This window comes from Streptomyces sp. NPDC093097 (genome assembly GCF_044754325.1).
Classification (GTDB): domain Bacteria; phylum Actinomycetota; class Actinomycetes; order Streptomycetales; family Streptomycetaceae; genus Streptomyces.
Window position 1 is genome coordinate 106,330 of sequence record NZ_JBIVOW010000020.1, and the last position, 24,794, is coordinate 131,123.

Below are 24,794 nucleotides of genomic sequence, written 5' to 3' on the forward strand. Positions count from 1 at the left end.
CCACTGACAGCACGTACGGTCACGGAGCGTGCAGAGGGTTGGGGACGGTGCCGCGGACGGCGGCGTGCGGGCGGTCGCGACGATCGCGGTAGCCGTCCACATGCAGCCGGTTGCGGTTCAGACACAGCCGCTCGATCTCCGGCGTGAGCAGGTCGAAGGTCTCCTGCCGCACCTTGAGGTCCGGGAAGCGCTCGTGGTGGCGCAGGATCTCCGCCCGCACCAGCGACCAGAACTCCCCCTCCGGAACGCCCAGTTGCTCCTCGCACAGCGGCGCGAGATAGCGGAAGACGCCGATGAACAGGCCGGAGTGGATGAACTGGGTGAGAAATGCGGGGGGTTCGGTGAGCAGCACCGCCCGGACGTCGTCCGGCATGGTGTCGTGCTCCGGGAGCGGCTGGGCGCTGGTGTTGACGTCGTCGACGAAGTCCTTCATCGCCAGGCGGGTGGGCACGTCGTTCTCGTCGAAGACGACGATGGCGTTCTCGCCGTGCGGGGAGAAGACCGTGCCGTACTGGTAGAGGAAGTGCAGCAGGGGCGGCAGGAGGGCGGCGAAGAGCCGGGCCAGCCAGGTGCGCGGGGGCAGTCCGGAGCGGTGCACCAGTTCCGCGGTGAGCGCGCGGCCGGAGGGGTCGGTCTGGAGCAGCGCGGCCAGGGTGCGGGCGCGCTCCCCCGGGTCGAGGTAGCCGGCGAGCGGCTCCCGCCAGATGCAGCCGAGCAACTCCTTGTACTGGTAGGGGACTTGGGGCAACCGGTCGTAGAGGGGGTGCTCGACGGTGACGGAGGCGGTCTCGCCGAGCAGGATCACCCGCGTCTCGTCGCGCAGATACGTATCGCCGTCGCGCAGGCCGTGCACCCAGCCGGTGACGGCGGGGGCGGCGAGGGTCCGCTCGGTGGGAAGGCCGCGCCAGACCAGGGTGTTGAGGATGGACAGCGGGAGTTTGACGGTGCGCGCCCGGGGGCGGGTGAGGTTGAGGAAGGTGCGGATCGACTGCTGCGGAAGGCGGAGGTCGTTGTCAGTGGGCAGCGCGATGATGGACCCGTCGGCGAGTTGCGGGGCGAAGAGCGGGGCGATGGTCTCGTCCCACTGCCAGGGGTGGACGGGGAGGTAGAGGTAGTCGGCCGGGTCACGGCCCGCGTCGGTGAGGGTGGCGGCGAAGGCGTGCGCGGTGGCGGGGTCGAGTTCCTCGCCGTAGAGGCGATCGGGGGTGGCCAGTGCGGGGACGCCGCGATAGTGGGCGATACGGCGGTGGGCGGCGAGCCAGGGCAGCCGCTGCGGGGAGCGGGCCTCGGGGGCCCAGGTCTCCGCGTCGGTGGTGGAGAAGCCGAGCCGGCCCTTGTTGGCGACCAGCCAGGGGTGGCCGGTCTGGTGGCCTTCGAGTGCGGCGTAGTCCAGGTCGGCGAGTTCCGCGGCGGTGAGCGCGGTGGCGTCCAGGCGGGTGTCGGCGGCGAGGGTGGCGGTGAGTTCGCGGATGAGGTGGCCGGTGGTGTCGCCGGACAGGTCCAGGACGGTGTCGTGGGCCCGGGTGAGGAAGTGGAGGGGGTCGGCGTGCGGGGTGATCGAGTGGGGATCGACGCGCCAGTGCCCGTAGGAGCCTCTGCGGGCGGTGAAGCGGTAGGTGAGGTCGGCGGCGACGGGCAGACGGTAGCGGGGGCTGCCGTCGGGGGCGGTGCCGTCGGGTTCGGGCGTGAGGATCTCCTCGTAGGCGAATTCCGCGAGGGTCTTGGCGAAGAGCCGGCGGGCGGCGCGCTGCCAGGCGTCGTGCGACGGGCACGGCCCGGGCGCGGTGGACGCGGCGGCCGGGCCGGGCCGGGCGGCGGGAGCGGAGGGGCGGGACACGGTGGGCAAGGTGGGACTCCTCGGTACGGGACCGGCCGGGCGCATGCGGGGGACAGACCAGGCCGACGGGATGGACGGCGGACGGGACCGGGGCGTCGACGGACGGCCCCGGAGTCAGAGCAGGTGGCGGTGGCCGCGGTCGCGGATCATCAACGCCGCGCGCTTCTCGGGCAGTTGGATCTCCTCGTCATAGCGGAAGCCGGCGCTCAGGAAGGCCGCGACGGAAGGGCTGTTGCGCAGGTCGGGTTCGGCGATGACGCGTCCGCACCGCGGGCGGCGGTCCAGGACGAGGTCGGCGGTGGCGCGCAGCAGCGCGGTGCCCAGGCCGCGGCCGCGGTCCGCGCCGGCTCCGAGCAGCAGATGGATACCGGTGTCGTGGGGCCGCGCGGGGTAGTAGCGGGCGACGCGGTCCAGGTCGGCGCGGTAGATCTCCCAGTAGCTCATCGGGACGCCGTCCAGGACGCCCAGGCAGGGGACACTGCGGCCGTCGCCGCCCAGTTGGGCGCGCAGATGGGCGGCGGTGGTCTCCGGGGGGCCGGCCAGCTCCCAGAAGGCGGCGACGGCGGGATCGTTCATCCAGCCGGTGATCCGGTCCAGATCGCGGTCCAGCTCCACGGGGACGAGCGCGAACGGCCCGGCGGGGGTGTCCGCCGGCGGCCAGCCGGCCAGGTCGTCCAGCAGCGGGCCCGCCGCCGGGCTGGGCGCAACGGGCGGTGCCGCGCCGGGACGGGCCGCGGGCGGGTCGCCGAGAGGGGCGTCCGGCACGGTGGCGGGGCCGGGTTCGGTCGGTGGCACGTGGCGCTCTCCTCTGGGGCTGGGGACGACGGGACGGAGGGCGTGCCCGCAACGGCCCTAGGGCATGAGCGGGTTGGGCAGCGTGACGTAGACGGACTGGGTGTCCACCGGGCCGACGAGTTCGTCCAGGCCGTGCAGTCGGGTCGCGAGGTTGGCCTTGCAGCGCAGGGTGCGGGCGGTCAGCAGCCGCTCCGGCAGGGTCGAGCGGTGCGCGGCCGGGACCGTCGCGGCGTCGGCGAGGAACCGCCGGAGGGCGGCGAGCAGGATCTCCTCGCGCACCAGGCGGCCCGCGCCGAACGCCCCGATCAGGCCGAGGACGTTGTTGATGCCGAGGTAGTAGGCGAAGCGCTCGTCGGTGACGTCGTCGGTGACGAAGGTGTCGCTGGCGGTGCCGATACCGGGCAGCCGCCGCTCCAGTTCCGCGCGGCGGGAGGTGCGGAAGTAGTAGCCCTGGTTGTCGCGGTAGCGGCCGCCGACGGGCCAGCCGTCGGCGTCCAGCAGCACGAGGGTGTTCTGCTGGTGGGCCTCCAGGGCGACGCCGGCGGTCCCGTCGAGCCAGAGGACGGGCCGGACGACCGCTTCGAGGTAGCGCAGGAACCACTCCGTGGCCACCGCGCCGACCGGCTGCCCGGTGCGGGCGCTGAGCGCGCCGACCACGCTCTGCAGGCGCGAGCGCATCGCGCCGTGGTCGGGCCAGGGGCGCGGCGCGGTGAGACCGGCGAGGCAGACGGCGTCGTCCGCGGCGCCGAAGGGCTGGTGGCGGATGACGACGTCCAGGCCCTGGACGGGGGTGCCGTCCGGTCCGTCGACGGCGAGGTAGGCGGGGTCGCGGACGATGTCGAAGCCGGGGGTGCCGGGGAAGGCGGCCCGCCACTGGGCGGCCAGGCCGGTGCGCAGCAGCCGGTGCACCTCGACGCCGCGCAGCAGCTCCTTGCGGAGGTTCTCCCGGCGGGAGTTGGTGATGCGCACGCCCAGGGAGAGCTTGAGCATCGCGGGCGCCCCGGGGCGGCAGACGGTGCGGACGGAGGAGGTGGGGTGCCAGTGGGGGCCGTGCGGGCCGAGGTCGTGCAGCAGTCCGGCCTCGCGCAGGGCGGCGGTCTCCGGACGGGTGGCGAGGTCCCGGGCCTGCCAGGGGTGCAGCGGCAGCGGCACGGTGCCGTCGGGCAACGGCAGCCCGTCACCGGCCAGTTGGGCGGCGAGTCGCGCGGCCGGCACGGTGCGGCCGCGCTCGGTCCAGGCGGAGTCGGCGGCGACCACGGAGGGATGGACGGCCATCCAGTGGAGCGGGAAGGCGCCGCGGAGTTCGGGCGAGTAGGCGCGGACCTCGGCGTCGGTCAGGCCCTCGCGGCTCTTGGGCGTGGGGTGCAGGGGGTGGCCCAGCAGGAGCGACTGCTCGGCGTCGAGGAAGCGGGAGCCCGGGTCCTGGGCGGGGTGGGCGCGCCGGTCGGCGATGAACAGGGCGGTGGTGCGCACGGAGCCTGCGACCCGGCCGACGAGTTCGGCGCCGTCGCCGTCCGGGGCCTGCGGGGCGTGGGCGGCGGGCGGTTCGTCGCCGTCGGCGACCCGGTGTTCGCCGCCGTCCGAGGCCCGCCGGTCGCCGCCGTACGCGGCCTCCCGGCGCAGCAGGGCGGCGAGGGTGACGGCGTCCAGCGGGGCGGAGCCGGGCGGGGTGCCGTCGAGGGTGGGGGCGCCCAGGCGGTGCCAGCCGGTGGGTGACCAGTAGCGGACGGGGATGTGCAGGGCGGTGGCGCTGGCGTGCAGCGGCAGGCGGAGCAGGCCGCCGGCCGGGCGGGGGGTGCCGTGCTCGCGGAGCCAGCAGCGCAGGAGGTTCTCGATGCCGGCGGCGTCGGCGGCGACGGCCGGGTCCGAGTGGTCGAGCGGGTCGGTGTCGGGGTGGCGCACGGGGCCGTGGGGGCCCTGCGGGTCGGTCGCCGGGGTCTGCTGATGGCAGGCGTCGTCACCGGGGCGGCGCTGCTGGCGGGGGACGGCCGCTTCGACGGGGCCGGCGCCCGGGTGGGGGGCGAGGAGCCGTTCGGCGGCCTGGGTGCCGTGGGGGCCTGGGCGTTCGTTCATGGGGTGCCTCGCAAGGGGATGGGGGACGAGCCCATGGGCCCGGGGGTGGTGCGGACGGCCGCCGCGATGGCGTCGGCGAGGCGGTCGAGGACCGCGTCCGCCTGTTCGTCGGTCAGGGTCAGCGGCGGCAGCAGCCGGACGACGGCGGAGTGCCGGCCGCCGAGTTCGACGATCAGACCGCGGTCCAGGCACGCCTGTTGGACGGCGGCGGCGAGCTCCGGGTCGGCGGGGCGGGCGCCGAGCGGGTCGGCTTCGGCGTCGCGGTCGACGAGTTCGACGCCGAGCATCAGGCCGCGGCCGCGGACGTCGCCGATGCAGTCGTGGGCGGCGGCGAGCTCCCGGAGCCGGGCGAGCATCGCGGCGCCGAGCTCGGCGGCGCGGGCGGCGAGGCCGTTGCGGCGGACGTAGGCGAGGGTGGCGGTGCCGGCGGCCATGGCGAGTTGGTTGCCGCGGAAGGTGCCGGCGTGCGCCCCGGGCCGCCAGGTGTCCAGCTCCTCGCGGTAGACGATGACCGCGAGCGGCAGGCTGCCGCCGATCGCCTTGGACAGGACGAGCACGTCGGGCACGATGCCGCTCTGTTCGACGGCCCAGAAGGTGCCGGTGCGGCCGACGCCGGTCTGCACCTCGTCGACGATGAGGGGGATGTCGCGGGCGGCGGTGATCTCCCGCATCCGGCGCAGCCAGCCGGCCGGGGCGGGGATCACGCCGCCCTCGCCCTGGACCGGTTCGAGGATCATCCCGGCGGGCCGGGGCACCCCGCCCTTGGGGTCGTCGAGGAGGTGCTCGGTCCAGCGGGCGGCGAGGTCGGCGCCGCGCTCGCCGCCGACGCCGAAGGGGCAGCGGTAGGCGTGCGGGTAGGGCAGCCGGGTCACACCGGGGTGCCGGGCCCCTCCGGAGGCGGCCAGGGCATCGGCGGTCATGCCGTGGTAGGCGCCGGAGAAGGCGGCGAGCCCCTGGCGTCCGGTGGCGGTGCGGACGAGGGTGAAGGCGGCCTCGACGGCGTCGGTGCCGGCGGGGCCGCAGAACTGGATGCGCCCCCTTTCGGCCAATTCCCCGGGCAGGGTGGCGAACAGCTCGGTGGTGAAGGCGTCCTTGACCGGGGTGGCCAGGTCGAGGACGTGCAGCGGTGCGCCGGAGTCGAGGACGGTGCGGATGGCCTCCAGGACGACGGGGTGGTTGTGGCCCAGCGCCAACGTGCCTGCTCCGGAGAGGCAGTCGAGGTAGCGCCGGCCGTCGGCGCCTTCGATGGTCAGCCCGCGGGCGCGCACCGGGACGATCGGCAGCGAGCGCGCGTACGTACGGGCCGCGGACTCACGCAGGGCCTGGCGGCGCAGGATCCCCTCGTGGGCCGGCGGTACGGCCGCCGGCACGGTTTCGGTCAACGCCACGGGAGTTGTGTCCTCCTTTGGTGAACTGCTGGATACCGCGCGAGCCCGGCGGGCAGCCCGGCTGTCCCCCGTACGTACCAACGACGGCACACGCGTGGGAACACGGCCGGCCGTCAAGATCCTTGTCGGCCGGGAACCAGGGACCCGAGTACCGCCGTCCCTCCGGTCACCGGCATAGTGGGGGGCTGCACCCGGGTCTTGCGGTTCATGACAAGGCCGCTCCGGGGCGCCGCTCGTGAGCCGGCCCGGCTCAGTCCGTTTGACACAGGGGGAGATTCCACCCATGCGATCAATACGTCGGCCAGTCCTGGCTGCCGCCGCCCTCACCGCCGTCGTGGCGCTGACCGCGACCGGTTGCGGGCCGTCGGGCGACACCGCGGACGCCAAGCCGACCCAGTCGGCCGAGGACACCGCGGGCGGGGGTGCGATCAAGATCCCCAAGGACCTCCAGGACAAGCTCAAGGAGCACGGCGTCGACCTGGACAAGTGGAAGAACGGGGAGTGGAAGAACTGGGACAAGGACAAGTGGCTCCGGGAAGCCGGCGAGTTCGTCAACCCGATCATCAAGAACTTCTGGAACCCGGACAAGATCGGTAAGGTCAAGCCGCCCCAGGACCCGAGCAAGCCCTCGGACATCACCGAGGACCAGGGCAAGACCGACCCGGAGCCGGCGGCGGTCGCCGCGCAGCCGGTGAAGACTCCGTACACCTCCACCGCGCCGGGCGTGGGCGTGCTGCTGTTCAGCACCCCCGAAGGCGAGTCCCGCTGCTCCGCCACCGTCGTCAAGGACCCGGCGCACCCGGGCAAGTCCAACCTCGTGTGGACCGCCGCGCACTGCGTGCACGCCGGCAAGAACGGCGGCTGGTACCGGAACATGATGTTCGTCCCGAACTTCAACCGGAACGGCGTCTCCCAGGCCCAGATGAAGACCGCCCCGTTCGAGGACCGCGTCCCGTCGGGCAAGTGGTGGGCCGACGACCTGTCGACGTCCAAGGAGTGGATCGCCGCCGGCGGTGCCGTGCCCGGCGTCCCGATGGCCCCGTACGACTTCGCGCTGATGCACGTCAAGCCGGAGGACGGCAACGGCGGCAAGTCGCTGGAGGAGGTGGCCGGTGGCGCCTACGCCATCGACTTCAACGCCCCGGCGATGTCGAAGATCCCGAGCCTGACGGCGCAGGGCTACCCGGCCGAGGCCCCGTTCGACGGTGCGGTGCAGGAGTCCTGCACCGACAAGCCGACCCGGCTGACGCAGGACGCCAAGAAGCCGACCATGTACCGCATCGGCTGCACCATGACCGGCGGTTCCTCCGGTGGCCCCTGGTTCGCCCAGGGCCCGGACGGCAAGCCCGTGCTGGTCTCCAACATGTCGATGGGGCCGCGTCCGGCCCGCTGGGCGGCCGGCCCGCACCTGGGCGCCGAGGCCAAGTCGCTCTTCGACGCGATGAGCAAGAAGTGGGCGAACCAGTAGCAGGGACACCAACGGGCGGCGTCGGCAGCGGCGCCGCCCGCCCGTGAGACCCGTCCACAAGGGCGAGGGCCCGCCCCCGGGAAACCGGGGACGGGCCCTCGCCCTTGTGCGTCGTGGCCGTCAGGCGGCCGGGACGAACGGCCGGAACTCGGCGGCCAGTTCCTCGTGCACCCGGGCCTTGAGCAGGGTGCCGTCGGCGGTGTGCTCCTCGGAGATGACCTCGCCCTCGGCGTGCACCCGCGAGACCAGGGCGCCCTGGGTGTAGGGCACCAGCACCTCGATCTCGACCTGCGGACGCGGGAGTTCCACATCGATCAGCTCACGCAGCTCCGCGATGCCCTCGCCCGTGCGGGCGGAGACCACCAGGGCGCGCTTCTCCTGGCGCAGCAGCCGCTGGAGCGTCAACGGGTCGGCCGCGTCGGCCTTGTTGACGATCACGATCTCGGGCACCTCCGTGGCGCCCACGTCGCGGATCACCTCGCGGACCGCGGCCAGCTGCTCCTCCGGCACCGGATGCGAGCCGTCGACCACGTGCAGGATGAGATCGGCGTCGGCGACCTCCTCCATCGTGGAGCGGAACGCCTCGACGAGATGGTGCGGCAGGTGCCGGACGAAGCCGACGGTGTCAGCGAGGGTGTAGAGCCGCCCGCTGGGGGTCTCGGCCCGCCGGACGGTCGGGTCCAGGGTGGCGAACAGGGCGTTCTCCACCAGGACGCCGGCGCCGGTGAGGCGGTTGAGCAGCGAGGACTTGCCGGCGTTGGTGTAGCCGGCGATGGCGACCGAGGGGACCTTGTTGCGCCGGCGCTCCTGGCGCTTGACGTCCCGGCCGGTCTTCATCTCCGCGATCTCCCGGCGCATCTTCGCCATCTTCTCGCGGATCCGCCGCCGGTCCGTCTCGATCTTGGTCTCACCGGGACCACGGGTGGCCATGCCGCCGCCCGCCGAACCGGAACCACCGCCACCCATCTGCCGGGACAGCGACTGACCCCAGCCGCGGAGCCTGGGCAGCATGTACTGCATCTGTGCCAGCGAGACCTGCGCCTTGCCCTCCCGGGACTTGGCGTGCTGGGCGAAGATGTCGAGGATCAGGGCGGTCCGGTCGACCACCTTGACCTTGACGACGTCCTCCAGGTGGATCAGCTGGCCCGGGGAGAGCTCACCGTCGCAGACCACGGTGTCGGCCCCGGACTCCAGCACGATGTCGCGCAGCTCCAGGGCCTTGCCGGAGCCGATGTAGGTGGCCGGGTCGGGCTTGTCGCGGCGCTGGACGACGCCGTCGAGCACCAGGGCGCCGGCGGTCTCGGCCAGCGCGGCCAGCTCGGCGAGGGAGTTCTCCGCGTCCTGCACCGTCCCGGACGTCCAGACACCGACGAGCACCACGCGCTCCAGGCGCAGCTGGCGGTACTCGACCTCGGTGACGTCCTCGAGCTCGGTGGAAAGCCCGGCGACACGGCGCAGCGCCGCGCGCTCGGAACGGTCGTACTGGTCGCCGTCGCGCTCCCCGTCGATCTCGTGGCTCCAGGCGACGTCCTCTTCCATCAGGGCGTCGGCCCGAAGGCTCTCGGGGAGGCGCTGCCGGTCCTGCGGAAGGGAAGAAGAGGAGGTCATTTGATCCTTTGCGTCGTAGGGCGCCCCCGGGGACCGGTCGGTCCTGCCGGGACTGTCGGTGGCTGTGCCGTTCGGTTTTCTCAACGTCCGGGCCCTCCCGGAGATTCCCGGGGCCGGCCGTTGCCGACCCGTCGATGGTCCCACGGCCGGGAGACGGGCGTCACGCGGGTTTCCCCGGCGACGCCCGCAGGGACGGGGCACGGCACCGGCCGCGGGCCGCCCGCTCCCGGCCCCCTGGTCACGCCGTGTGGAGATGCGATCCACCGCGTGTGCCCGGCGCCCGGCGCGCCCGGGTGTGCCCGTTCTTCCCGTTCGCCGGGGTCTCCTTGACCGCCTGGGACTTCCACTCGGCGTGGCCGGGCATCGCCGGGGTCTTGGTGCCGTAGAGCCACTCCCAGAAGAAGCCGGAGAGGTTGTGGCCGTAGATGTGGGAGGCGAGCGTGATGAAGTCGGCGGTGCCGGCCACCCCGTCCCGGTGCTGGGTCACCCACTCGCGTTCCAGGCGGTCGAAGCCGTCCCGGCCCATCTTGTCCCGCAGGGCGTACAGGACCAGCGCGCTGCCGTCGTAGAGCACCGGCCGGAAGATGCCGATCTTCCGGCCCTTCTCGGGGACCTTGGGCAGGGCCGGCGGGCCGCCCTCCGCGCGCCAGCCGTCGGACATCTCGTAGGCGTGGCGCATCCGGGCCTCCAGCGAGGCCCGGGCGCCGCCCTTCTCCTGCGCGTAGAGGGCCTCGTACCAGGTGGCGTGGGCCTCGTTGAGCCAGACGTCGGACCAGCGGCGGGGGCTGACGCTGTCGCCGAACCACTGGTGGGCCAGCTCGTGCACCATCACCGACTCCACGTACCAGTCGGGCAGTTGGCCGTTGACGAACAGCCGCTTCTCGAAGAGCGAGAGGGTCTGGGTCTCCAGCTCGAAGCCGGTGGCCGCGTCGCCGATCAGCACCCCGTACGTCTCGAACGGGTACCGCCCGACCTTCCGCTCCATCCAGGCCATCTGCTGCGGCGTCTTGGCGAGCCAGTGGGCCAGTTCGGCCCGGTGGGCGGTCGGGACGACGTCGCGCAGCGGCAGCCCGTGCGGGCCGCGCTGCGGCAGCACGCTGGAGCGCCCGATGGAGACCTGCGCGAGTTCGGTGGCCATGGGGTGGGCGGTGCGGTACGTCCAGGTGCGGCGCGGGCCGCGGGTGCCCTGGCCCACGGGCAGCCCGTTGGCGACCGCCGTCAGCCCCTGCGGGGCGGTGATGCGGAAGGTGAACAACGCCTTCTCGGAGGGGTGGTCGTTGCACGGGAAGACCCGGTGCGCGGCGTCGGCCTGATTGGCCATCGCCAGCCCGTCCTTGGTGCGGATCCAGCCGCCGTTGCCCTTGCCGCGCGGCTCGCTGGTGTGGTGGACGACGATCCTCAGCGGCTGCCCGGGGTAGACGTGCACGGCGGGGGTGAGCACCAGGTCCTCGCCGGCCTGCTGGTGCTCGGCGGGCAGCCCGTCGACCAGGACGGAGCGCACCGAACCGGCGGCGAAGTCGAGGTTGAACCGGTCGAGGTTGGCGGTGGCCCGGGCGTTGATCACGGTGACCGCGTCCAGCGGCCGGTCGTTGCGGCCCGAGTAGTCCAGGGAGATGTCGTACGAGGTGACGTGGTAGCCGGTGTTGCCGAGCGTCGGGAAGAGGCGGTCGCCGATGCCCTCCGGCTCGGGCGGCGGTGCGGCCGCGGCGAGCGTGGCGGCGATCGCCAGGCCCAGGGCGGCGGCCCGGCGGGGGATCCGGCCGCGGCGCGGGCGGACCCGGTCGGGCGCGCGGCGGACGGCGGTGCGGTCGGGGGCGGGCCCGGCGGGCTCGCGGGACGGACGGCGCAAGGGAAGGGACATGGGCTACCGCTATCAGCGCGGCCCGCCCGCGAGGTGACGGCACGGCAGCACGGCACCCGAACGAGCGGCGCCGGTGCCATCCGGCTTGCGCCCGCCCGGTCTGACCTCGACCGCGCGGCCTCGTCGGGCAGCCCCTCGGCAGGACTTGGGCCCTGTCGGACGGCAGAGGGGAGTGTGGCCCTAGGAACGCACGGTCGTCGCGGCCCGGATCACGTCGAAGACGCCGGGCACCTGACGCATCGCGCGCATCAGGGAGGGCAGTCCGGCGGCGTTGGGCAGATGGAGGGTGTAGGTGTGCCGGACCAGTTGCTCGTGCGGGGGTTCCACGGCCGCGGAGACCACCGCGGCGCCCTGGGCGGCGATCGCCTCGGTGAGATCGGGCAGCAGATGCGGCCGGCTGAACGCCTCGGCCAGCAGCGTCACCCGGTAGCCGGGGCCGCCCGTGCCCACGCCCCGCCAGTGCACCCCGACCGGCTGCCGGCCCATCGCCGCCATCCTGGCCACCGCGGGGCACAGCACGCGGTGCACGGTGACCGTGCCGCCGCGGACCGCGAAGCCGGTGACGGTGTCCGGCGGCACCGGGGTGCAGCAGCCGGCCAGCCGGACGGTGGCACCGGGCAGATCGGCCACCGCCAGGCCGGAGGCGGCCGGTGCGCGGTCCGGGCCGGCGGGGCGGTGGGCCGGCGTCCGGCGGCGTTCGCTGCGGCGGCCGGCGGGCGCGGCGGCCGGCTCACCGGGGCCCTGGGGCCGGGCCAGCCACCGGGAGATGGCGAGCCGGGCGGCCGGTGTCCGGGCCCGGTCCAGCCACTCCGGCGAGGGGCCGGCGGAGTCCTGGGCCATCAGCAGGTGGAGGCGGTCGCCGTCGTGCAGGACCGTGCCGAGGGTGGCGAGGCGGCCGTTGACCCGGGCGCCGATGCAGCCGTGCGCGGCCTCGCCGTGCCGGGCGTAGGCGGCGTCCACACAACTCGCCCCGGCGGGCAGCCCGATGGGGGTGCCGGGGCCGTCCGCGGTGACGTCGGTACAGAAGACGGTGATCTCCCCCTCCTGGGCGAGGTCGTCGCGCAGCGAGGTCCAGAAGGTGTCCGGGTCGGGGGTGGTGCGCTGCCACTCCAGCAGCCGGTCGAGCCATCCGGGGCGGGTCGGGTCGGCCCGCTCGCCCTCGGGGGCGTCCGCGCCGTCGGTGGGGGCGTACGGGTTGCCCAGGGCGATCACTCCGGCCTCGGCGACCCGGTGCATCCGGTGGGTGCGGATCAGCACCTCGGCGATCTCGCCGCCCGTACCGGTGATGGCGGTGTGCAGCGACTGGTAGAGGTTGAACTTGGGGGTCGCGATGAAGTCCTTGAACTCCGAGACCACCGGGGTGAAGCAGGTGTGCAGCTCCCCCAGGACGGCGTAGCAGTCGGCGTCCTCGCCCACCAGGACCAGCAGCCGGCCGAGGTCCGCGCCGGTGAGCCGACCGCGCGCCAGCAGGACCCGGTGCACGGAGACGAAGTGCCGTGACCGGACCAGGACTTGGGCGTCGACACCGGCATCCGCCAGCAGCGCCCGGGCCCGCTCGGCGATCGCGGCGAGCGGATCGGGCCGGCCGGTGTACGACGCCACCAACTCCCGGGTCTCGGCGTACTCCTCGGGGTGCAGGACCGCGAAGACCAGGTCCTCCAGCTCGGTCTTGAGCGCCTGCACGCCGAGGCGTTCGGCGAGCGGGATGAGGACGTCGCGGGTGACCGAGGCGATCCGGGCCTGCTTGTCCGGACGCATCACGCCGAGGGTGCGCATGTTGTGCAGCCGGTCGGCGAGCTTGATGGACATCACCCGCACGTCGCTGCCGGTGGCGACCAGCATCTTGCGGAAGGTCTCCGGCTCGGCGGCCGCGCCGTAGTCGACCTTCTCCAACTTGGTGACGCCGTCGACCAGATAGCAGACCTCGGCGCCGAACTCCGCCCGGACCTGATCAAGCGTCACCTCGGTGTCCTCGACGGTGTCGTGGAGCAGCGAGGCGGTCAACGCCGTGGTCTCCGCGCCCAGTTCGGCCAGGATCAGGGTGACCGCGAGCGGGTGGGTGATGTACGGCTCACCGCTCTTGCGCAGCTGGCCGCGGTGCGAGGACTCGGCGAGCTGGTACGCCTTGCTGAGGATGTCCAGGTCGGCGGCGGGATGGTGGCGGCGGTGCACCTTGGCGACGTGTTCCAGGGCGTCCGGGAGGCCGTCGCGGGGGGCCGGGCCGAGCAGTGCCGCGCGGCCGATGCGGCGCAACCCCCGCAGCGCCGGCCGGGGGCCGGCACGCCGGCGGCCGGCTGCTTGGGGGTTACCAGGGTTCGTGGCCTCTGCGCTCATGGGCACCTCCGGCGGCGTCGACCGGCGGTGCGGCGCCGTCAGTTCGGGCGCCCGGGCCGGTGCTTGATGCTACCGAGCCCATCACGCAGAGCTGTCTGCCTCTCGCCCAGCGTGAATCGGACCACCCATTAGAGGGAGGTTTCTGGCCGGAATCGTTTCTTCTCTCCGAAACCGCTTCCCCTGGGCGAGGGGCGTGCTCCGGCGCCTTCCGCCGGAGCCCGTCAGCCGGCGAGCGCGCCGGCCAGCCACTCCGGCGCGAGGACGCCCTCGGCGACGATCACGGCCGGACCGGTCATCTCGACCGTGCCGTCCGGCAGCTCGGTGATGGCCAGGCTGCCGCCGAGCACGTCGACGGTGTAGGTCACCGGGGTGCCGGTCATGGCCGGGTCCAGGCCGTCCCGGCGGGCGGTGGCGACGGCCACCGCGCAGGCGCCGGTGCCGCAGGACCGGGTCTCGCCGGAGCCGCGCTCGTGCACCCGCATCGCCACATGGCGCGGGCCGCGGTCCACGACGAACTCGACGTTGACGCCCTCCGGATACACCGCGGCCGGGCTGAACTGCGGCTGCGTGCGCAGCTCACCGGCGTGCGCGAGGTCCTCGACGAACGCGACGGCGTGCGGATTGCCCATGTTGACGTTGCGGGCCGGCCAGCTGCGCCCGCCGACCTCGACCACCACGCCCTCCTCGGGGAGCGCGGCGCGCCCCATGGAGACCGTGACGTCACCGGTCTTGGCGAGGTGGACCCGGCGCACCCCGGCGCGGGTGGCGATCACCAGATCGCCGGCCTCGACCAGTCCGGCGTGCAGGAGGTACCGGGCGAAGACCCGGACGCCGTTGCCGCACATCTCCGCGATCGAACCGTCGCTGTTGCGGTAGTCCATGAACCACTCGGCCTCGTCGGCCATCGCCCGGGCCTCCGGGTGCGCGGCCGACCGGACCACGCGCAGCAGGCCGTCGCCGCCCACGCCGGCGCGGCGGTCGCAGATCCGGGCGACGGACGCCGCGGGAAGGTCGAGCCGGCCGTCCGGATCCGGGACGATCACGAAGTCGTTCTCGGTGCCGTGGCCCTTGAGGAAGGCGAGGTGCTGCGTGCTGGTCACTCCTGAATCCTACGGGGACCTCGGAGCGGCCGCCGGACGGGGCGGGGCCGGTGAGCAGCGCCTCAGCGGAGGCGGGCCACCCGCCAGATGGCCAGGGCGGCGAGGACGGCGAGAACCGCCGCGTACAGCAGCACCACCCGCCAGCTGGCGCGGCGCCCGGAACCGCGGACCGGCAGGCCGGGCCAGGTGTAGCCGACCCGGCGGGCCGCCATCATGCCGGCGCCGGCCGCACAGCAGCACAGCAGCAGACCGAGCATCGCGATCACCGCACCGCCGTCGCCGCCGAACTCGAAGGCCAGCGGGAAGGCGAACATCAGCGAGCCGAGGGCGGCCAGCGCCACGATCGGCGCGAGCTGCCACAACCGCAGCCGCCGGGGCGGGCGCAGGTCGCGGAAGGACTCCCCGCCCCCGGGGGCCGGGGACGGCTCCGCATCGGGGCCGTCCGAGGCGTCGAGGGTGGCCGGGTGGCCGCTCGGGATGCCGTCGTCGGGTGCGTGGACGCGGTCGTGCGGCTCGTGGTGGGTGTCGTGGACCGCCCGGCCGTCCGGGGCCGGCGGTACCGTCCCGGTGCCGTCCCGGTCCGGTTGCTGGGCTCTGTTGCGAGGGCCGGCCTCCATTGCCACGCGCCCTCCCCACTGCCAGATTGCACGCCTCGATCGATGGTCGATGATGACACGCTCTCAGGAGCCCGGATGACGGCCGGAGCGTCCCGATGCCATGACGTGATCAGGCTGTGACCGGTCGTTCGAGCAACGCCAGCGCCTGGGCGGGGAGCTCGGCCCGGCACTCCGCGGCGCCGCTGAGCCAATGGACCCGCGGGTCGCGGCGGAACCACGAGTCCTGGCGGCGCGCGAAGCGCTTGGTGGCGCGCACCGTCTCGTCCCGCGCCTGCTGCTCGGTGCACTCCCCCGCCAGGTGGGCGAGCACCTGCTGGTAGCCCAGCGCCCGCGAGGCGGTGAGGCCCTCGCGCAGCCCCTCGCCCTCCAGCCGGCGCACCTCGTCGACCAGGCCGGCCTCCCACATCCGGTCGACCCGGGTCGCGATCCGCTCGTCGAGCTCGGGGCGCTCGACGTCCACGCCGATCTGGAGGGTGTCGTAGACCGCTTCGTGGTTGGGGAGGTTGGCGGTGAACGGGCGGCCGGTGATCTCGATGACCTCCAGGGCGCGCACGATCCGGCGGCCGTTGCCGGCCAGGATGGCGCGGGCGGCCTCGGGGTCGGCGGCGGCGAGCCGGGCGTGCAGGGCGCCGCTGCCCAGCTCGGCGAGCTCGGCCTCCAGGCGGGCTCGGACGGCGGGGTCGGTGCCGGGGAACTCCAGGGCGTCCAGGGCACCGCGGACGTAGAGGCCGGAGCCGCCGACCAGGACCGGGGTGCGGCCCTGGGCCAGCAGCCGGTCGATCTCGGCACGGGCCAGCCGCTGGTACTCGGCGACGTTGGCCTTGCGGGTGACGTCCCAGACGTCGAGGAGGTGGTGCGGGACGCCCTGCCGCTCCTCGGGGGTGAGTTTGGCGGTGCCGATGTCCATGCCCCGGTAGAGCTGCATCGAGTCGGCGTTGATGACCTCGCCGCCCAGGTGCTGGGCGAGCGCGACGCCCAGGTCGGACTTTCCGGCCGCGGTGGGGCCGACGACGGCGATGACCCGCGGAGCGGGGGCGACGGTGTTCACCCCGCCAGTCTCGCAAACCCCACGGCGTCCTCTCGAACCAGTGGCGTGACGGGGCACCGACGGCGCCGCCGGGCCTCCGCCGCGCACCGGCTACGACCAGGCCGCCACGACGTACCCGACCCCGTACGGGGCTTCCTCGCGCAGCAGTTGGCCACGCAGGCCGGCGTCCTCGGCGGCGCCCGCCAGGACCTGCCAGCAGGACCGTCCGGAGGCCAGGAGGTCGGCGGCGAGGGCCTCGTCCAGGGCGGCCAGCGCCTCGGTGTCGGCGGCGCCCAGGGCGCGGGCCGCGCCCGCGTCGAACGCCTCGGCCCGGTCGTCGAAGTAGCCGGGCGCCTTGACCGAGCGACGGGCGCTGCCGTCGCCGAGCACCAGCAGCGCCACCCTGGACGCGGAACCGCCCAGCTCCCGGCCCAGCGACAGGCAGCGGTCGCGGGGCAGCGCCTCGGCCACGCCCACCGCCTCCACGGGCGCATCGGCCCACGCCGTACGGGACAGCAGCCAGGCGCCGACGGCGAGCGAGGGCGGGAGCTGCGGTCCGGACGCCGACTGCTGCGGCCCCGCGGGCCCCAGCGTCACGTCGAGGTCGACGCCGAAGCCGCGGAACGAGCCGGGGGCGCCCTGCGGATACCGTGCCGCGTCGGCCCCGTCGGCGACCGGGCCGAGCACCACCAGCCGGTCCGGGCGGGCCGCGGCGAGCACTCCGACCGCGTCGAGGCAGGCGGCCCGCACCGGTTCGAGCTCCGGTGCGGCACCGGCGGCGACCTCGGGGACGAGCAACGGCGGACAGGGGCAGAGAGCGGCGGCTACGAGCATGCGCGCAGCGTAACGCCCGGGCCGCCGCCCTGGTGGGCGGGCGGCCGGGTCAGTCGCTGCCGCAGCCGGTCGTGGCGGCCGGCAGCGGCGCGGGGACGCCGACCTTCGGCAGGCCGAGCAGCACCCCGGCCGGCTTGGCGGCCTCCGCCGCGGTCCGCTTCTCCCAGGCGTCGCCCGCGCGAGTGCGGCGCACGCCCAGGACGGGGCCCTCGGCGAGGAGGTGGTGCGGGGCGGCGTAGGTGACCTCGACGGTGACCACGTCGCCGGGGCGCACCGGCTCGTCCGGCTTGGTGAAGTGGACCAGGCGGTTGTCGGCGCCGCGGCCGGAGAGCCGGTGGGTGGCGTCGTCCTTGCGGCCCTCGCCCTCCGCGACCATCAGCTCCAGGGTGCGGCCGACCTGCTTCTTGTTCTCCTCCCAGGAGATCTCCTCCTGGAGGGCGACCAGGCGCTCGTAGCGGGCCTGCACGACCTCCTTGGGGATCTGGTCGGCCATCTCGGCGGCCGGGGTGCCGGGCCGCTTGGAGTACTGGAAGGTGAATGCCTGGGCGAAGCGGGCCTCGCGGACGACGTGCAGGGTCTGCTCGAAGTCCTCCTCGGTCTCGCCGGGGAAGCCGACGATGATGTCGGTGGTGATCGCCGCGTGCGGGATGGCGGCGCGCACCTTCTCGATGATGCCGAGGTAGCGCTCCTGGCGGTACGAGCGGCGCATCGCCTTCAGAACGGTGTCCGAACCCGACTGCAGCGGCATGTGGAGCTGCGGCATCACGTTGGGCGTCTCGGCCATCGCCGCGATCACGTCGTCGGTGAAGTCGCGCGGGTGCGGGGAGGTGAAGCGCACGCGCTCCAGCCCCTCGATCGCGCCGCAGGCCCGCAGCAGCTTGCTGAACGCCTCGCGGTCGCCCATGTCGGAGCCGTAGGCGTTGACGTTCTGGCCGAGCAGGGTGATCTCGGAGACGCCCTCGGCGACCAGCGCCTCGACCTCGGCGAGGATCTCGCCGGGGCGGCGGTCCTTCTCCTTGCCGCGCAGGGCCGGGACGATGCAGAAGGTGCAGGTGTTGTTGCAGCCGACGGAGATGGAGACCCAGGCCGCGTAGGCGCTCTCGCGGCGGGTCGGCAGCGTGGAGGGGAACGCCTCCAGCGATTCGGCGATCTCGACCTGCGCCTCCTCCTGGACGCGGGCGCGCTCCAGGAGAACCGGCAGCTTGCCGATGTTGTGCGTGCCGAAGACGACGTCCACCCAGGGCGCCTTCTTGACGATGGTGTCGCGGTCCTTCTGGGCCAGGCAGCCGCCGACCGCGATCTGCATACCGGGGCGCCGGGCCTTCATCGGCGCGAGCCGGCCGAGGTTGCCGTACAGCCGGTTGTCGGCGTTCTCCCGCACCGCACAGGTGTTGAAGACGACGACATCCGCCTCGCCCTCGCCGGTGCCCTCGGGGGCCCGTACGTAGCCCGCGTCCTCCAAGAGGCCCGAGAGCCGCTCGGAATCATGGACGTTCATCTGGCACCCGTAGGTGCGCACCTCGTACGTTTTCACTTCCGCCACTGCTCCGCCGGCCACGTCGTTACCGCTCACCCGTCCAGGGTACGGGCTCCCGGCGGGGCGCTTCGCGGCCGACCGCTCGGGACGGTGCCGCCGGGGGCGGACCGGGCGTCACGCCGCGGCGAAGCGGGCCTGCGGTGCGCCGTGCAGGCGGCCCGGCGGGAGCTTCCGTCCGAAGGCGACCAGGAGGAGGTCCTGGGCGGTGCCGCGGAGCGGGGTCCCGGTGCCGAAGGACCAGTCGAGGTCGTCGGCGTGCAGGGCCACGCCGTCGAGGTCGACGCCGAAGAACCGCATGCCGCGCGGGGTGAGGCCGTCGAGCAGTACGCGCAGCCGGTCCTCGGGGACGCGGCGGTCCAGGCCGAGCGGGACGGCGATGTCGAGGCCGTGGACCACGTCATGGCCCAGGGCCGCCGCGAAGCCGCCGACCGGCGGGGTCCAGGGGTGGTGCGCGTGCTCCCTCAGGGCCGCGGCGAGGGCGGCCGGCGGGAGGGCGGCGGCGTCCTTGCGGGCCAGCCGGTCGGTCATCCGGTGCAGGCCGCGGGCCTTGAGCAGCTCGGCGGCGACCCGGGGGAAGGAGTGGCGGAATCCCAGGGACATATGGGCGGCGACCTCCCGCACCCGCCAGCCCGTGCACAGGGAGGGCGCGTCCCACTGCTCGGGCGTGAGGGTGTCCAACAGGTCGGCCAGTTCGCGGCGTTCGGCGGCGATCGCGGCCCGGATGTCCATCGTTCCTCCCCGTGTGCGGTCCGGCCCCGTGGGCCGGCGGGCCGTGCGACCTCCAGGATCTTGGCCGGCACCGCCATAAGTCCAAGAGTTTGGCCTTCTCGTACCTAGAATTCGCGGTTATGGAGCTTCGGCAGTTGCAGTACTTCGTCGCGGTGGCGGAGGAGGCCAACTTCACCCGGGCCGCGGCCCGTTTGCACCTGGCGCAGCCGGGGGTCAGCGCGCAGGTCCGGCACCTCGAACGGGAGCTGGGGCAGCCGCTGCTGGACCGCTCGGGACGGTCGGTGACGCTGACCGAGGTGGGCGCGGCGGTACTGCCGTACGCCCGGGCCGCGCTGGCCGCCGTGGAGGGCGCCCGGCAGACGGTGGCGGAGTTCACCGGGCTGCTGCGCGGCCAGGTCACCCTCGGGCTGGTGTCGGGGGCCGCCCCGGAGCGGGAGAACGAGGTGGTGTCCCTGCTGGCGGACTTCCACGACGCGCATCCCCGGGTGGACGTCGCGCTCGCCGCGGACAGTTCGGAGCGGTTGCTCGCCGCGCTCCAGTGCGGCGAGTTGGACATGGCGCTGCTGGGGACCGCCGACACCGAGCCGCCGGCGGGGCTGGCGTTCCAGATCGTGGTCGACGAGCCGCTGGTGGCGGCGGTCGCCCCGGACAGCGAGCTGCTGGCGTCCGCGGACGGCGGGCGGATCCCGCTGGCCGCGCTGCGCGACCGCCCTCTGATCAGTCTGCCGCGCGGCACCGGGACCCGCGGGGCGCTGGAACGGGCCTGCGCGGCGGCCGGTTTCCGGCCGCGGATCGCGTTCGAGGCGGCCGCGCCGCAGCTGCTCGCCGGGCTCGCGGCCCGCGGTCTCGGCGTGGCGGTGATCCCGCTGCCCGCCGCGGCGGCCGGTGCCGGACTGCGGACGCTGGCCTTCAGCGGGGCGCGGCCGCGTGGCCGAATTGCATTGGCCTGGCGGGCGGAAGGACCGGCCGGACCGGCGGCCAGAGCGCTGCTGGACAGACTGCGGTCGGCCTTGGGAACAGCGGGCGGGCCCGGTGTCCGGACGGCGGCGAAGCCGTAACCTCCCACCCCCTCCCGCCGGCGCGTCCGGGGTGGCAGGATCCCGCCCATGGCAACGCTCCCTGGACCCGGCCGCCGCCGGGCGCTGACCGCCGCGGCCGCGGCCCTGGCCCTCCTCGGGCTGGTGCTGTGGTTCGTGCAGCCGGGCGCGCCCCCCGTGCCCCGGGGACGGGTGACGATGGCGACCGGCCTGCCGACCGGGGTGTACGCGCGCTACGGGGAACTGCTCAAGGACGATCTCGCGCGGGACCTGCCGAAGGTGGATCTGCGGCTGCAACGCAGCGAGGGCTCCCTGGACAATCTGCGCCGACTGGTCTCCGGGCGGGCGGCGTTCACCATCGCCACGGCGGACGCGGTGGCCGACTACCAGGACCGGAACCAGCCCGGCGCGGACCGGCTGCGGGCCTGCGCCCGGCTCTACGACGACTACATGCAGCTGGTGGTGCCCCGGGGCTCGCCGGTGCGCTCGGTCCGCGACCTGAAGGGGCTGCGGGTGGGCGTCGGCGCCGACGGCTCGGGCGTCCAGCTGATCACCCGGCGGCTGATGCTGGCGGCCGGGCTGGACTTCGAGCAGGACATCGTCCCGGTACGGGTGGGCATCGACCGGATGCCGGACATGCTGGAGCGGCACGACCTGGACGCCTTCTTCTGGTCGGGCGGGCTGCCGACGACGGCGTTGCAGCGGCTGGCCCAGCGGTACCCGGTGCGGCTGGTGCAGCTGGGGGACCTCATTCCGGCGCTGCACCGGCAGGGCGCGCCGACCCGCTACTACCGGGCGGCGGTGATGCCCGCCGACGCCTACCCGCACGTCCAGAACGGGCAGCCGGTGAAGACCATCGCGGTGGCCAATCTGCTGGTGACCACGGACCGGGAGGACGCGGAGCTGACGTTCGGGATCACCAAGACCGTCATCGACAGCCGGGACGCGATCGGGCACGTGGTGCACGCGGCGCAGAACGTGGATCTGCGGACGGCGGTGTTCACCGATCCGCTGCCGCTGCACGCGGGTGCCCGGAGGTACTACGTCTCCGTGAAGCAGTGACGCCCGGTGCAATCCACCGGACCCGCTCCGCGCATTGCACCGCCGCGCGCTCGGTGCAATGTCGGGGCAATGCGGCCGCGCGGCGCGCTCATTGAACCGGGTTGCGTCGAGGTGAGTCGCGTCGCCTCGAGCTGACGAGGCGAATTGAGCCGCGGTGAGCCGAGGCAGACACGGAGCACTCAGGGCGCGCTGCGCGGCACCGCGACGGTGACCTCCAGGCCGTGCGGCGGATGCGGCGCATAGCCGATGGTGGCACCGCCCGCGGCGAGCAGCGCGCGGGTGATCGACAGGCCGAGCCCGGAACCGGAGACGTTCTGATGGCGGCTGCTGCGCCAGAACCGGTCGCCCACCCGCGCCAGTTCGTCCTCGGTCAGCCCCGGCCCGCGGTCCGCGACGGTGACGGTGACGCGTGCGCCGTCGGGGGCCACCGCCACCGTGACCGGCTCCCCGGCCGGGGTGAACTTCAGGGCGTTGTCGACGACCGCGTCCAGGGCGCTGGAGAGCGCGACCGGGTCGGCCCACCCGGTGACCGCGGGCCGCCCCTCGTACGTGAGGCGGACCCCCTTGTCCTCGGCGAGCGGGCGCCAGGCGTCGACACGTTCGGCGGCCAGCGCCGCGACGTCGAGGAGCTTCAGATCGGCCGCGGAGTGCTCGGCGAGCGCCAGGTCCAGCAGGTCGTCCAGGACCCGGGCCAGCCGCTTGCCCTCGGTGCGGACCGAGGCGATCTCCTCGTTGCCCTCGGGGAGTTCGAGGGCCAGCAGCTCGATCCGCAGCAGCAACGCCGAGAGCGGGTTGCGCAGTTGGTGGGAGGCGTCGGCGACGAAGGCGCGCTGCTGCTCCAGGACATCCTCGACATGGTTGGCCATCTCGTTGAACGAGCGGGCTAGCCGGCGGAGTTCGCGCGGCCCGGCCGTGGCGGCGACCCGGGCGTTCAGCCGGCCGGTGGCGATCTCGTGGCTGGCCGCGTCGAGCACCCGGACCGGCCGCAGCACCCAGCCGGTGAGCCGGACCGCCGCGACGACCGCGACCAGCATGGCCGCGCACTCCCCCGCCGCGATCAGCGCCCAACTGCGCAGGATGCGCGCCCGCATCTGCCCGGTGGGCGAGTCGGTGACGACCACCGCGACCACGTCCCCGTCCCGGATCACGGGCGAGGAGACCGGTATCCGGCCGGTGTCGTCCCAGGGCCAGACCTGGTGCGGGTCGTGGCTGCGGCGGCCGGCCAGCGCCTCGCTGAACGCCTGGGCGCCCTCACCGGACGTCGGCACCGCCAGGTCCCGCGGGGCCCTGGCCATCGGGGTGCGGTCGCGGTAGTAGACACCGGCGCGGATGCCGTAGAGCTCGTGGTAGCGGGCGAGTTCGGCCCGGAGGGCGGCCAGCCGCTCGTCCTCCTCGGGGGTCTTGCTGCCGGCGGTGCCGGGGCGGGTGGTGACGAACTGGGCGAGGGAGGCGAACCGGGCCGCGTCGTCGATCCGGTCGACCACCGCCTTCTGCTGCTCCACACCGGCGGTGATCACGGCGAGCGGGACGCCGAGCGCCAGCAGCACACCGGCCATCAGGACGATGAGGAGCGGAAGAAGTCGGGTGCGCACGGGCCCGCAGCAGCCGTCAGGAGGCCGGTGGCCGGCTGCCCGCGCCCGGCACGACCAGGCGGTAGCCGACGCCCCGCACCGTCTCGATCAGCGCCGGCAGGCGCAGCTTGGCGCGCAGCGAGGCGATGTGCACCTCCAGGGTGCGGCCGGTGCCCTCCCAACTCGTCCGCCAGACCTCGCTGATGATCTGCTCCCGGCGGAAGACCACCCCGGGGCGCTGTGCGAGCAGGGCCAGCAGGTCGAACTCCTTGCGGGTGAGCGGGACGACCGCGTCGCCCACCGACACCTGGCGGGTGGAGAGTTCGACGGTGACCGTGCCGAGCCGCAGCGGCTCGGCGGGGGCGCCGTCCTCGACGGGCTGGTCGCCGCCGCCCCCCGTGGCGCCGTTGCGCCGGCTCACCGCGTGGATACGGGCCAGCAGCTCACCGGTGTCGTAGGGCTTGACGACGTAGTCGTCGGCGCCGAGGTTGAGGCCGTGTATCCGGGAGCGGACGTCGGAGCGCGCGGTGACCATGATGACCGGGGTCGAGCAGATCCGGCGGATCCGGCCGCACACCTCGAAGCCGTCCTGGTCGGGGAGCCCGAGGTCGAGCAGCACCACGGCGAACGGCTCGGCGTCGTCGGGCAGCAGCGCCTGGAGCGCCTCCTCGCCGCTGCGGGCGTGCACGACGGTCAGGCCGTGCCGGGACAGCACCGCGGACAGGGCCGCGGCGACGTGGTCGTCGTCCTCGACGAGCAGCAGTCTCATTCGGCCCCTCCTCCCGGTACACGTGGGCCACAGGGCATCTACAGGGATGGGCGGCCCGCCCGTCAAGAGGTGGCCGCCTCCAGGACGCCATCCGTTACCCAGCCGGTACCCCCGGCGGCATACCGTCGGCCGGCGTGCCCGAGCCGCGCCCCCGACTCTTACCGAAAGTTATTGTGCGCGGCCGGATCGTTATGCTCAATTCTCCCTCAGATGTAATGACGCTGGTCGCGGGCCGTCATTAGGGTCCTCCCAACCGAGGAGGACGGAGCTGTACGCCGATGAGCGAAGTACCGGTGACCGAGAACGCCGGGGGTCCCGCGCCCACGGGAGACCCGCTGGTCGTCCTGGACAACGTCAACAAGCACTTCGGCGCTCTGCACGTGCTCCAGGACATCGACCTGACGATCCGGCGCGGCGAGGTCGTCGTGGTGATCGGGCCCTCCGGGTCCGGCAAGTCCACGCTCTGCCGCACCATCAACCGCCTGGAGACCGTGGACACCGGCAGTGTCAGCATCGACGGCAGGCCGCTGCCGCAGGAGGGCCGTGAACTGGCCCGGCTGCGCGCGGATGTGGGCATGGTGTTCCAGTCCTTCAACCTCTTCGCACACAAGACGGTGCTGGAGAACGTGATGCTGGGCCAGACCAAGGTCCGCAGGACGGACAAGGCGACCGCGGAGAAGAAGGCCCGGGCGCTGCTCGACCGGGTCGGCGTCGGCGCCCAGGCGGAGAAGTACCCGGCACAGCTCTCCGGCGGCCAGCAGCAGCGGGTGGCGATCGCCCGCGCCCTGGCGATGGACCCGAAGGTGATGCTCTTCGACGAGCCGACCTCGGCGCTGGACCCGGAGATGATCAACGAGGTGCTGGAGGTCATGCAGCAACTCGCCCGGGACGGCATGACGATGGTCGTGGTCACCCACGAGATGGGGTTCGCGCGCTCCGCGGCGAACCGGGTGGTCTTCATGGCGGACGGCAAGATCATCGAAGAGGCCGAGCCGAACCAGTTCTTCAACAACCCGCGCAGCGACCGGGCGAAGGACTTCCTGTCGAAGATCCTCCACCACTGAACGGCCCCACCCAAGGCCGTGTGATGGCCCCACCCAAGGCCGCCATTGGGCACCCTGACCGCCAATACCCGCCGAACCAAAGG

19 protein-coding genes are annotated in these 24,794 nt (G+C 73.9%); 4 read left to right on the top strand and 15 right to left on the bottom strand.

Annotation, left to right across the window (positions count from 1 at the left end; genetic code table 11):
• Window positions 1-19 precede the first annotated feature (19 nt).
• From ACIQE0_RS29135 to ACIQE0_RS29150, 4 genes are all read right to left on the bottom strand, one after another.
• Complete coding sequence (locus ACIQE0_RS29135; protein ID WP_402337780.1) at window positions 20-1,882, bottom strand: IucA/IucC family protein; 1,863 nt, start codon at window positions 1,880-1,882, stop codon at window positions 20-22.
• A 69-nt stretch (window positions 1,883-1,951) separates the two neighbouring features.
• A complete protein-coding gene (locus tag ACIQE0_RS29140) occupies window positions 1,952-2,632 on the bottom strand; it encodes a GNAT family N-acetyltransferase (protein ID WP_402337783.1) in 681 nt (226 codons plus the stop codon).
• A gap of 57 nt (window positions 2,633-2,689) precedes the next feature.
• Complete coding sequence (locus ACIQE0_RS29145) at window positions 2,690-4,705, bottom strand: IucA/IucC family protein (RefSeq protein WP_402337786.1); 2,016 nt, start codon at window positions 4,703-4,705, stop codon at window positions 2,690-2,692.
• Window positions 4,702-6,093 carry a diaminobutyrate--2-oxoglutarate transaminase family protein gene (locus tag ACIQE0_RS29150; protein WP_402337789.1) on the bottom strand — a complete coding sequence of 464 codons (1,392 nt, stop codon included), beginning with the start codon at window positions 6,091-6,093 and terminating at the stop codon, window positions 4,702-4,704. The genes ACIQE0_RS29145 and ACIQE0_RS29150 overlap by 4 nt, the downstream gene beginning before the upstream one ends.
• A gap of 283 nt (window positions 6,094-6,376) precedes the next feature.
• On the opposite strand from ACIQE0_RS29150, the gene ACIQE0_RS29155 reads away from it, so the two are divergent.
• Entirely contained in the window at window positions 6,377-7,561 is a 1,185-nt protein-coding gene (locus tag ACIQE0_RS29155) for a hypothetical protein (protein ID WP_366331664.1), read from the top strand.
• A gap of 120 nt (window positions 7,562-7,681) precedes the next feature.
• On the opposite strand, the gene hflX is transcribed toward ACIQE0_RS29155, so the two are convergent.
• From hflX to ACIQE0_RS29200, 9 genes are all read right to left on the bottom strand, one after another.
• Entirely contained in the window at window positions 7,682-9,169 is a 1,488-nt protein-coding gene (gene hflX / locus ACIQE0_RS29160) for a GTPase HflX (RefSeq protein WP_366331665.1), read from the bottom strand.
• A gap of 238 nt (window positions 9,170-9,407) precedes the next feature.
• Window positions 9,408-11,030 (bottom strand): M1 family metallopeptidase, encoded by a 1,623-nt coding sequence (locus ACIQE0_RS29165; RefSeq protein ID WP_402337793.1) that lies wholly within the window; start codon window positions 11,028-11,030, stop codon window positions 9,408-9,410.
• Between the two features lie 180 nt (window positions 11,031-11,210).
• Window positions 11,211-13,364, bottom strand: coding sequence for a RelA/SpoT family protein (locus tag ACIQE0_RS29170; protein ID WP_402337796.1), 2,154 nt, complete (start codon window positions 13,362-13,364; stop codon window positions 11,211-11,213).
• Between the two features lie 221 nt (window positions 13,365-13,585).
• Window positions 13,586-14,464: a diaminopimelate epimerase gene (gene dapF, locus ACIQE0_RS29175; RefSeq protein WP_402337799.1), complete on the bottom strand. Its 879-nt coding sequence runs from the start codon at window positions 14,462-14,464 to the stop codon at window positions 13,586-13,588.
• 62 nt (window positions 14,465-14,526) lie between these two features.
• Window positions 14,527-15,081, bottom strand: a complete 555-nt coding sequence (locus ACIQE0_RS29180; protein ID WP_402337902.1) for a hypothetical protein — start codon at window positions 15,079-15,081, stop codon at window positions 14,527-14,529.
• A 109-nt stretch (window positions 15,082-15,190) separates the two neighbouring features.
• Window positions 15,191-16,129, bottom strand: coding sequence for a tRNA (adenosine(37)-N6)-dimethylallyltransferase MiaA (gene miaA / locus ACIQE0_RS29185; protein ID WP_402337802.1), 939 nt, complete (start codon window positions 16,127-16,129; stop codon window positions 15,191-15,193).
• Window positions 16,130-16,219: 90 nt separating this feature from the next.
• Window positions 16,220-16,942 carry a class III extradiol dioxygenase subunit B-like domain-containing protein gene (locus ACIQE0_RS29190; RefSeq protein ID WP_366331670.1) on the bottom strand — a complete coding sequence of 241 codons (723 nt, stop codon included), beginning with the start codon at window positions 16,940-16,942 and terminating at the stop codon, window positions 16,220-16,222.
• A 49-nt stretch (window positions 16,943-16,991) separates the two neighbouring features.
• Complete coding sequence (gene miaB, locus ACIQE0_RS29195) at window positions 16,992-18,515, bottom strand: tRNA (N6-isopentenyl adenosine(37)-C2)-methylthiotransferase MiaB (protein ID WP_402337805.1); 1,524 nt, start codon at window positions 18,513-18,515, stop codon at window positions 16,992-16,994.
• A 78-nt stretch (window positions 18,516-18,593) separates the two neighbouring features.
• Window positions 18,594-19,208, bottom strand: a complete 615-nt coding sequence (locus ACIQE0_RS29200) for a maleylpyruvate isomerase family mycothiol-dependent enzyme (RefSeq protein ID WP_402337807.1) — start codon at window positions 19,206-19,208, stop codon at window positions 18,594-18,596.
• A gap of 119 nt (window positions 19,209-19,327) precedes the next feature.
• Here ACIQE0_RS29200 and ACIQE0_RS29205 point away from each other — a divergent pair, with 119 nt between their 5' ends.
• Window positions 19,328-20,266: a LysR family transcriptional regulator gene (locus ACIQE0_RS29205; RefSeq protein WP_402337809.1), complete on the top strand. Its 939-nt coding sequence runs from the start codon at window positions 19,328-19,330 to the stop codon at window positions 20,264-20,266.
• 48 nt (window positions 20,267-20,314) lie between these two features.
• Entirely contained in the window at window positions 20,315-21,307 is a 993-nt protein-coding gene (locus tag ACIQE0_RS29210; RefSeq protein ID WP_402337812.1) for a TAXI family TRAP transporter solute-binding subunit, read from the top strand.
• Between the two features lie 179 nt (window positions 21,308-21,486).
• Here ACIQE0_RS29210 and ACIQE0_RS29215 read toward each other — a convergent pair whose 3' ends face one another.
• Together ACIQE0_RS29215 and ACIQE0_RS29220 are read right to left on the bottom strand one after the other, a co-directional pair.
• Window positions 21,487-22,899 (bottom strand): HAMP domain-containing sensor histidine kinase, encoded by a 1,413-nt coding sequence (locus ACIQE0_RS29215; RefSeq protein ID WP_366331674.1) that lies wholly within the window; start codon window positions 22,897-22,899, stop codon window positions 21,487-21,489.
• A 16-nt stretch (window positions 22,900-22,915) separates the two neighbouring features.
• The gene (locus tag ACIQE0_RS29220; protein ID WP_402337815.1) at window positions 22,916-23,647 is read right to left on the bottom strand and encodes a response regulator transcription factor; all 732 of its coding nucleotides are present in this window, start codon (window positions 23,645-23,647) and stop codon (window positions 22,916-22,918) included.
• Window positions 23,648-23,925: 278 nt separating this feature from the next.
• Here ACIQE0_RS29220 and ACIQE0_RS29225 point away from each other — a divergent pair, with 278 nt between their 5' ends.
• Entirely contained in the window at window positions 23,926-24,711 is a 786-nt protein-coding gene (locus ACIQE0_RS29225) for an amino acid ABC transporter ATP-binding protein (protein WP_402337818.1), read from the top strand.
• Window positions 24,712-24,794: the final 83 nt, after the last annotated feature.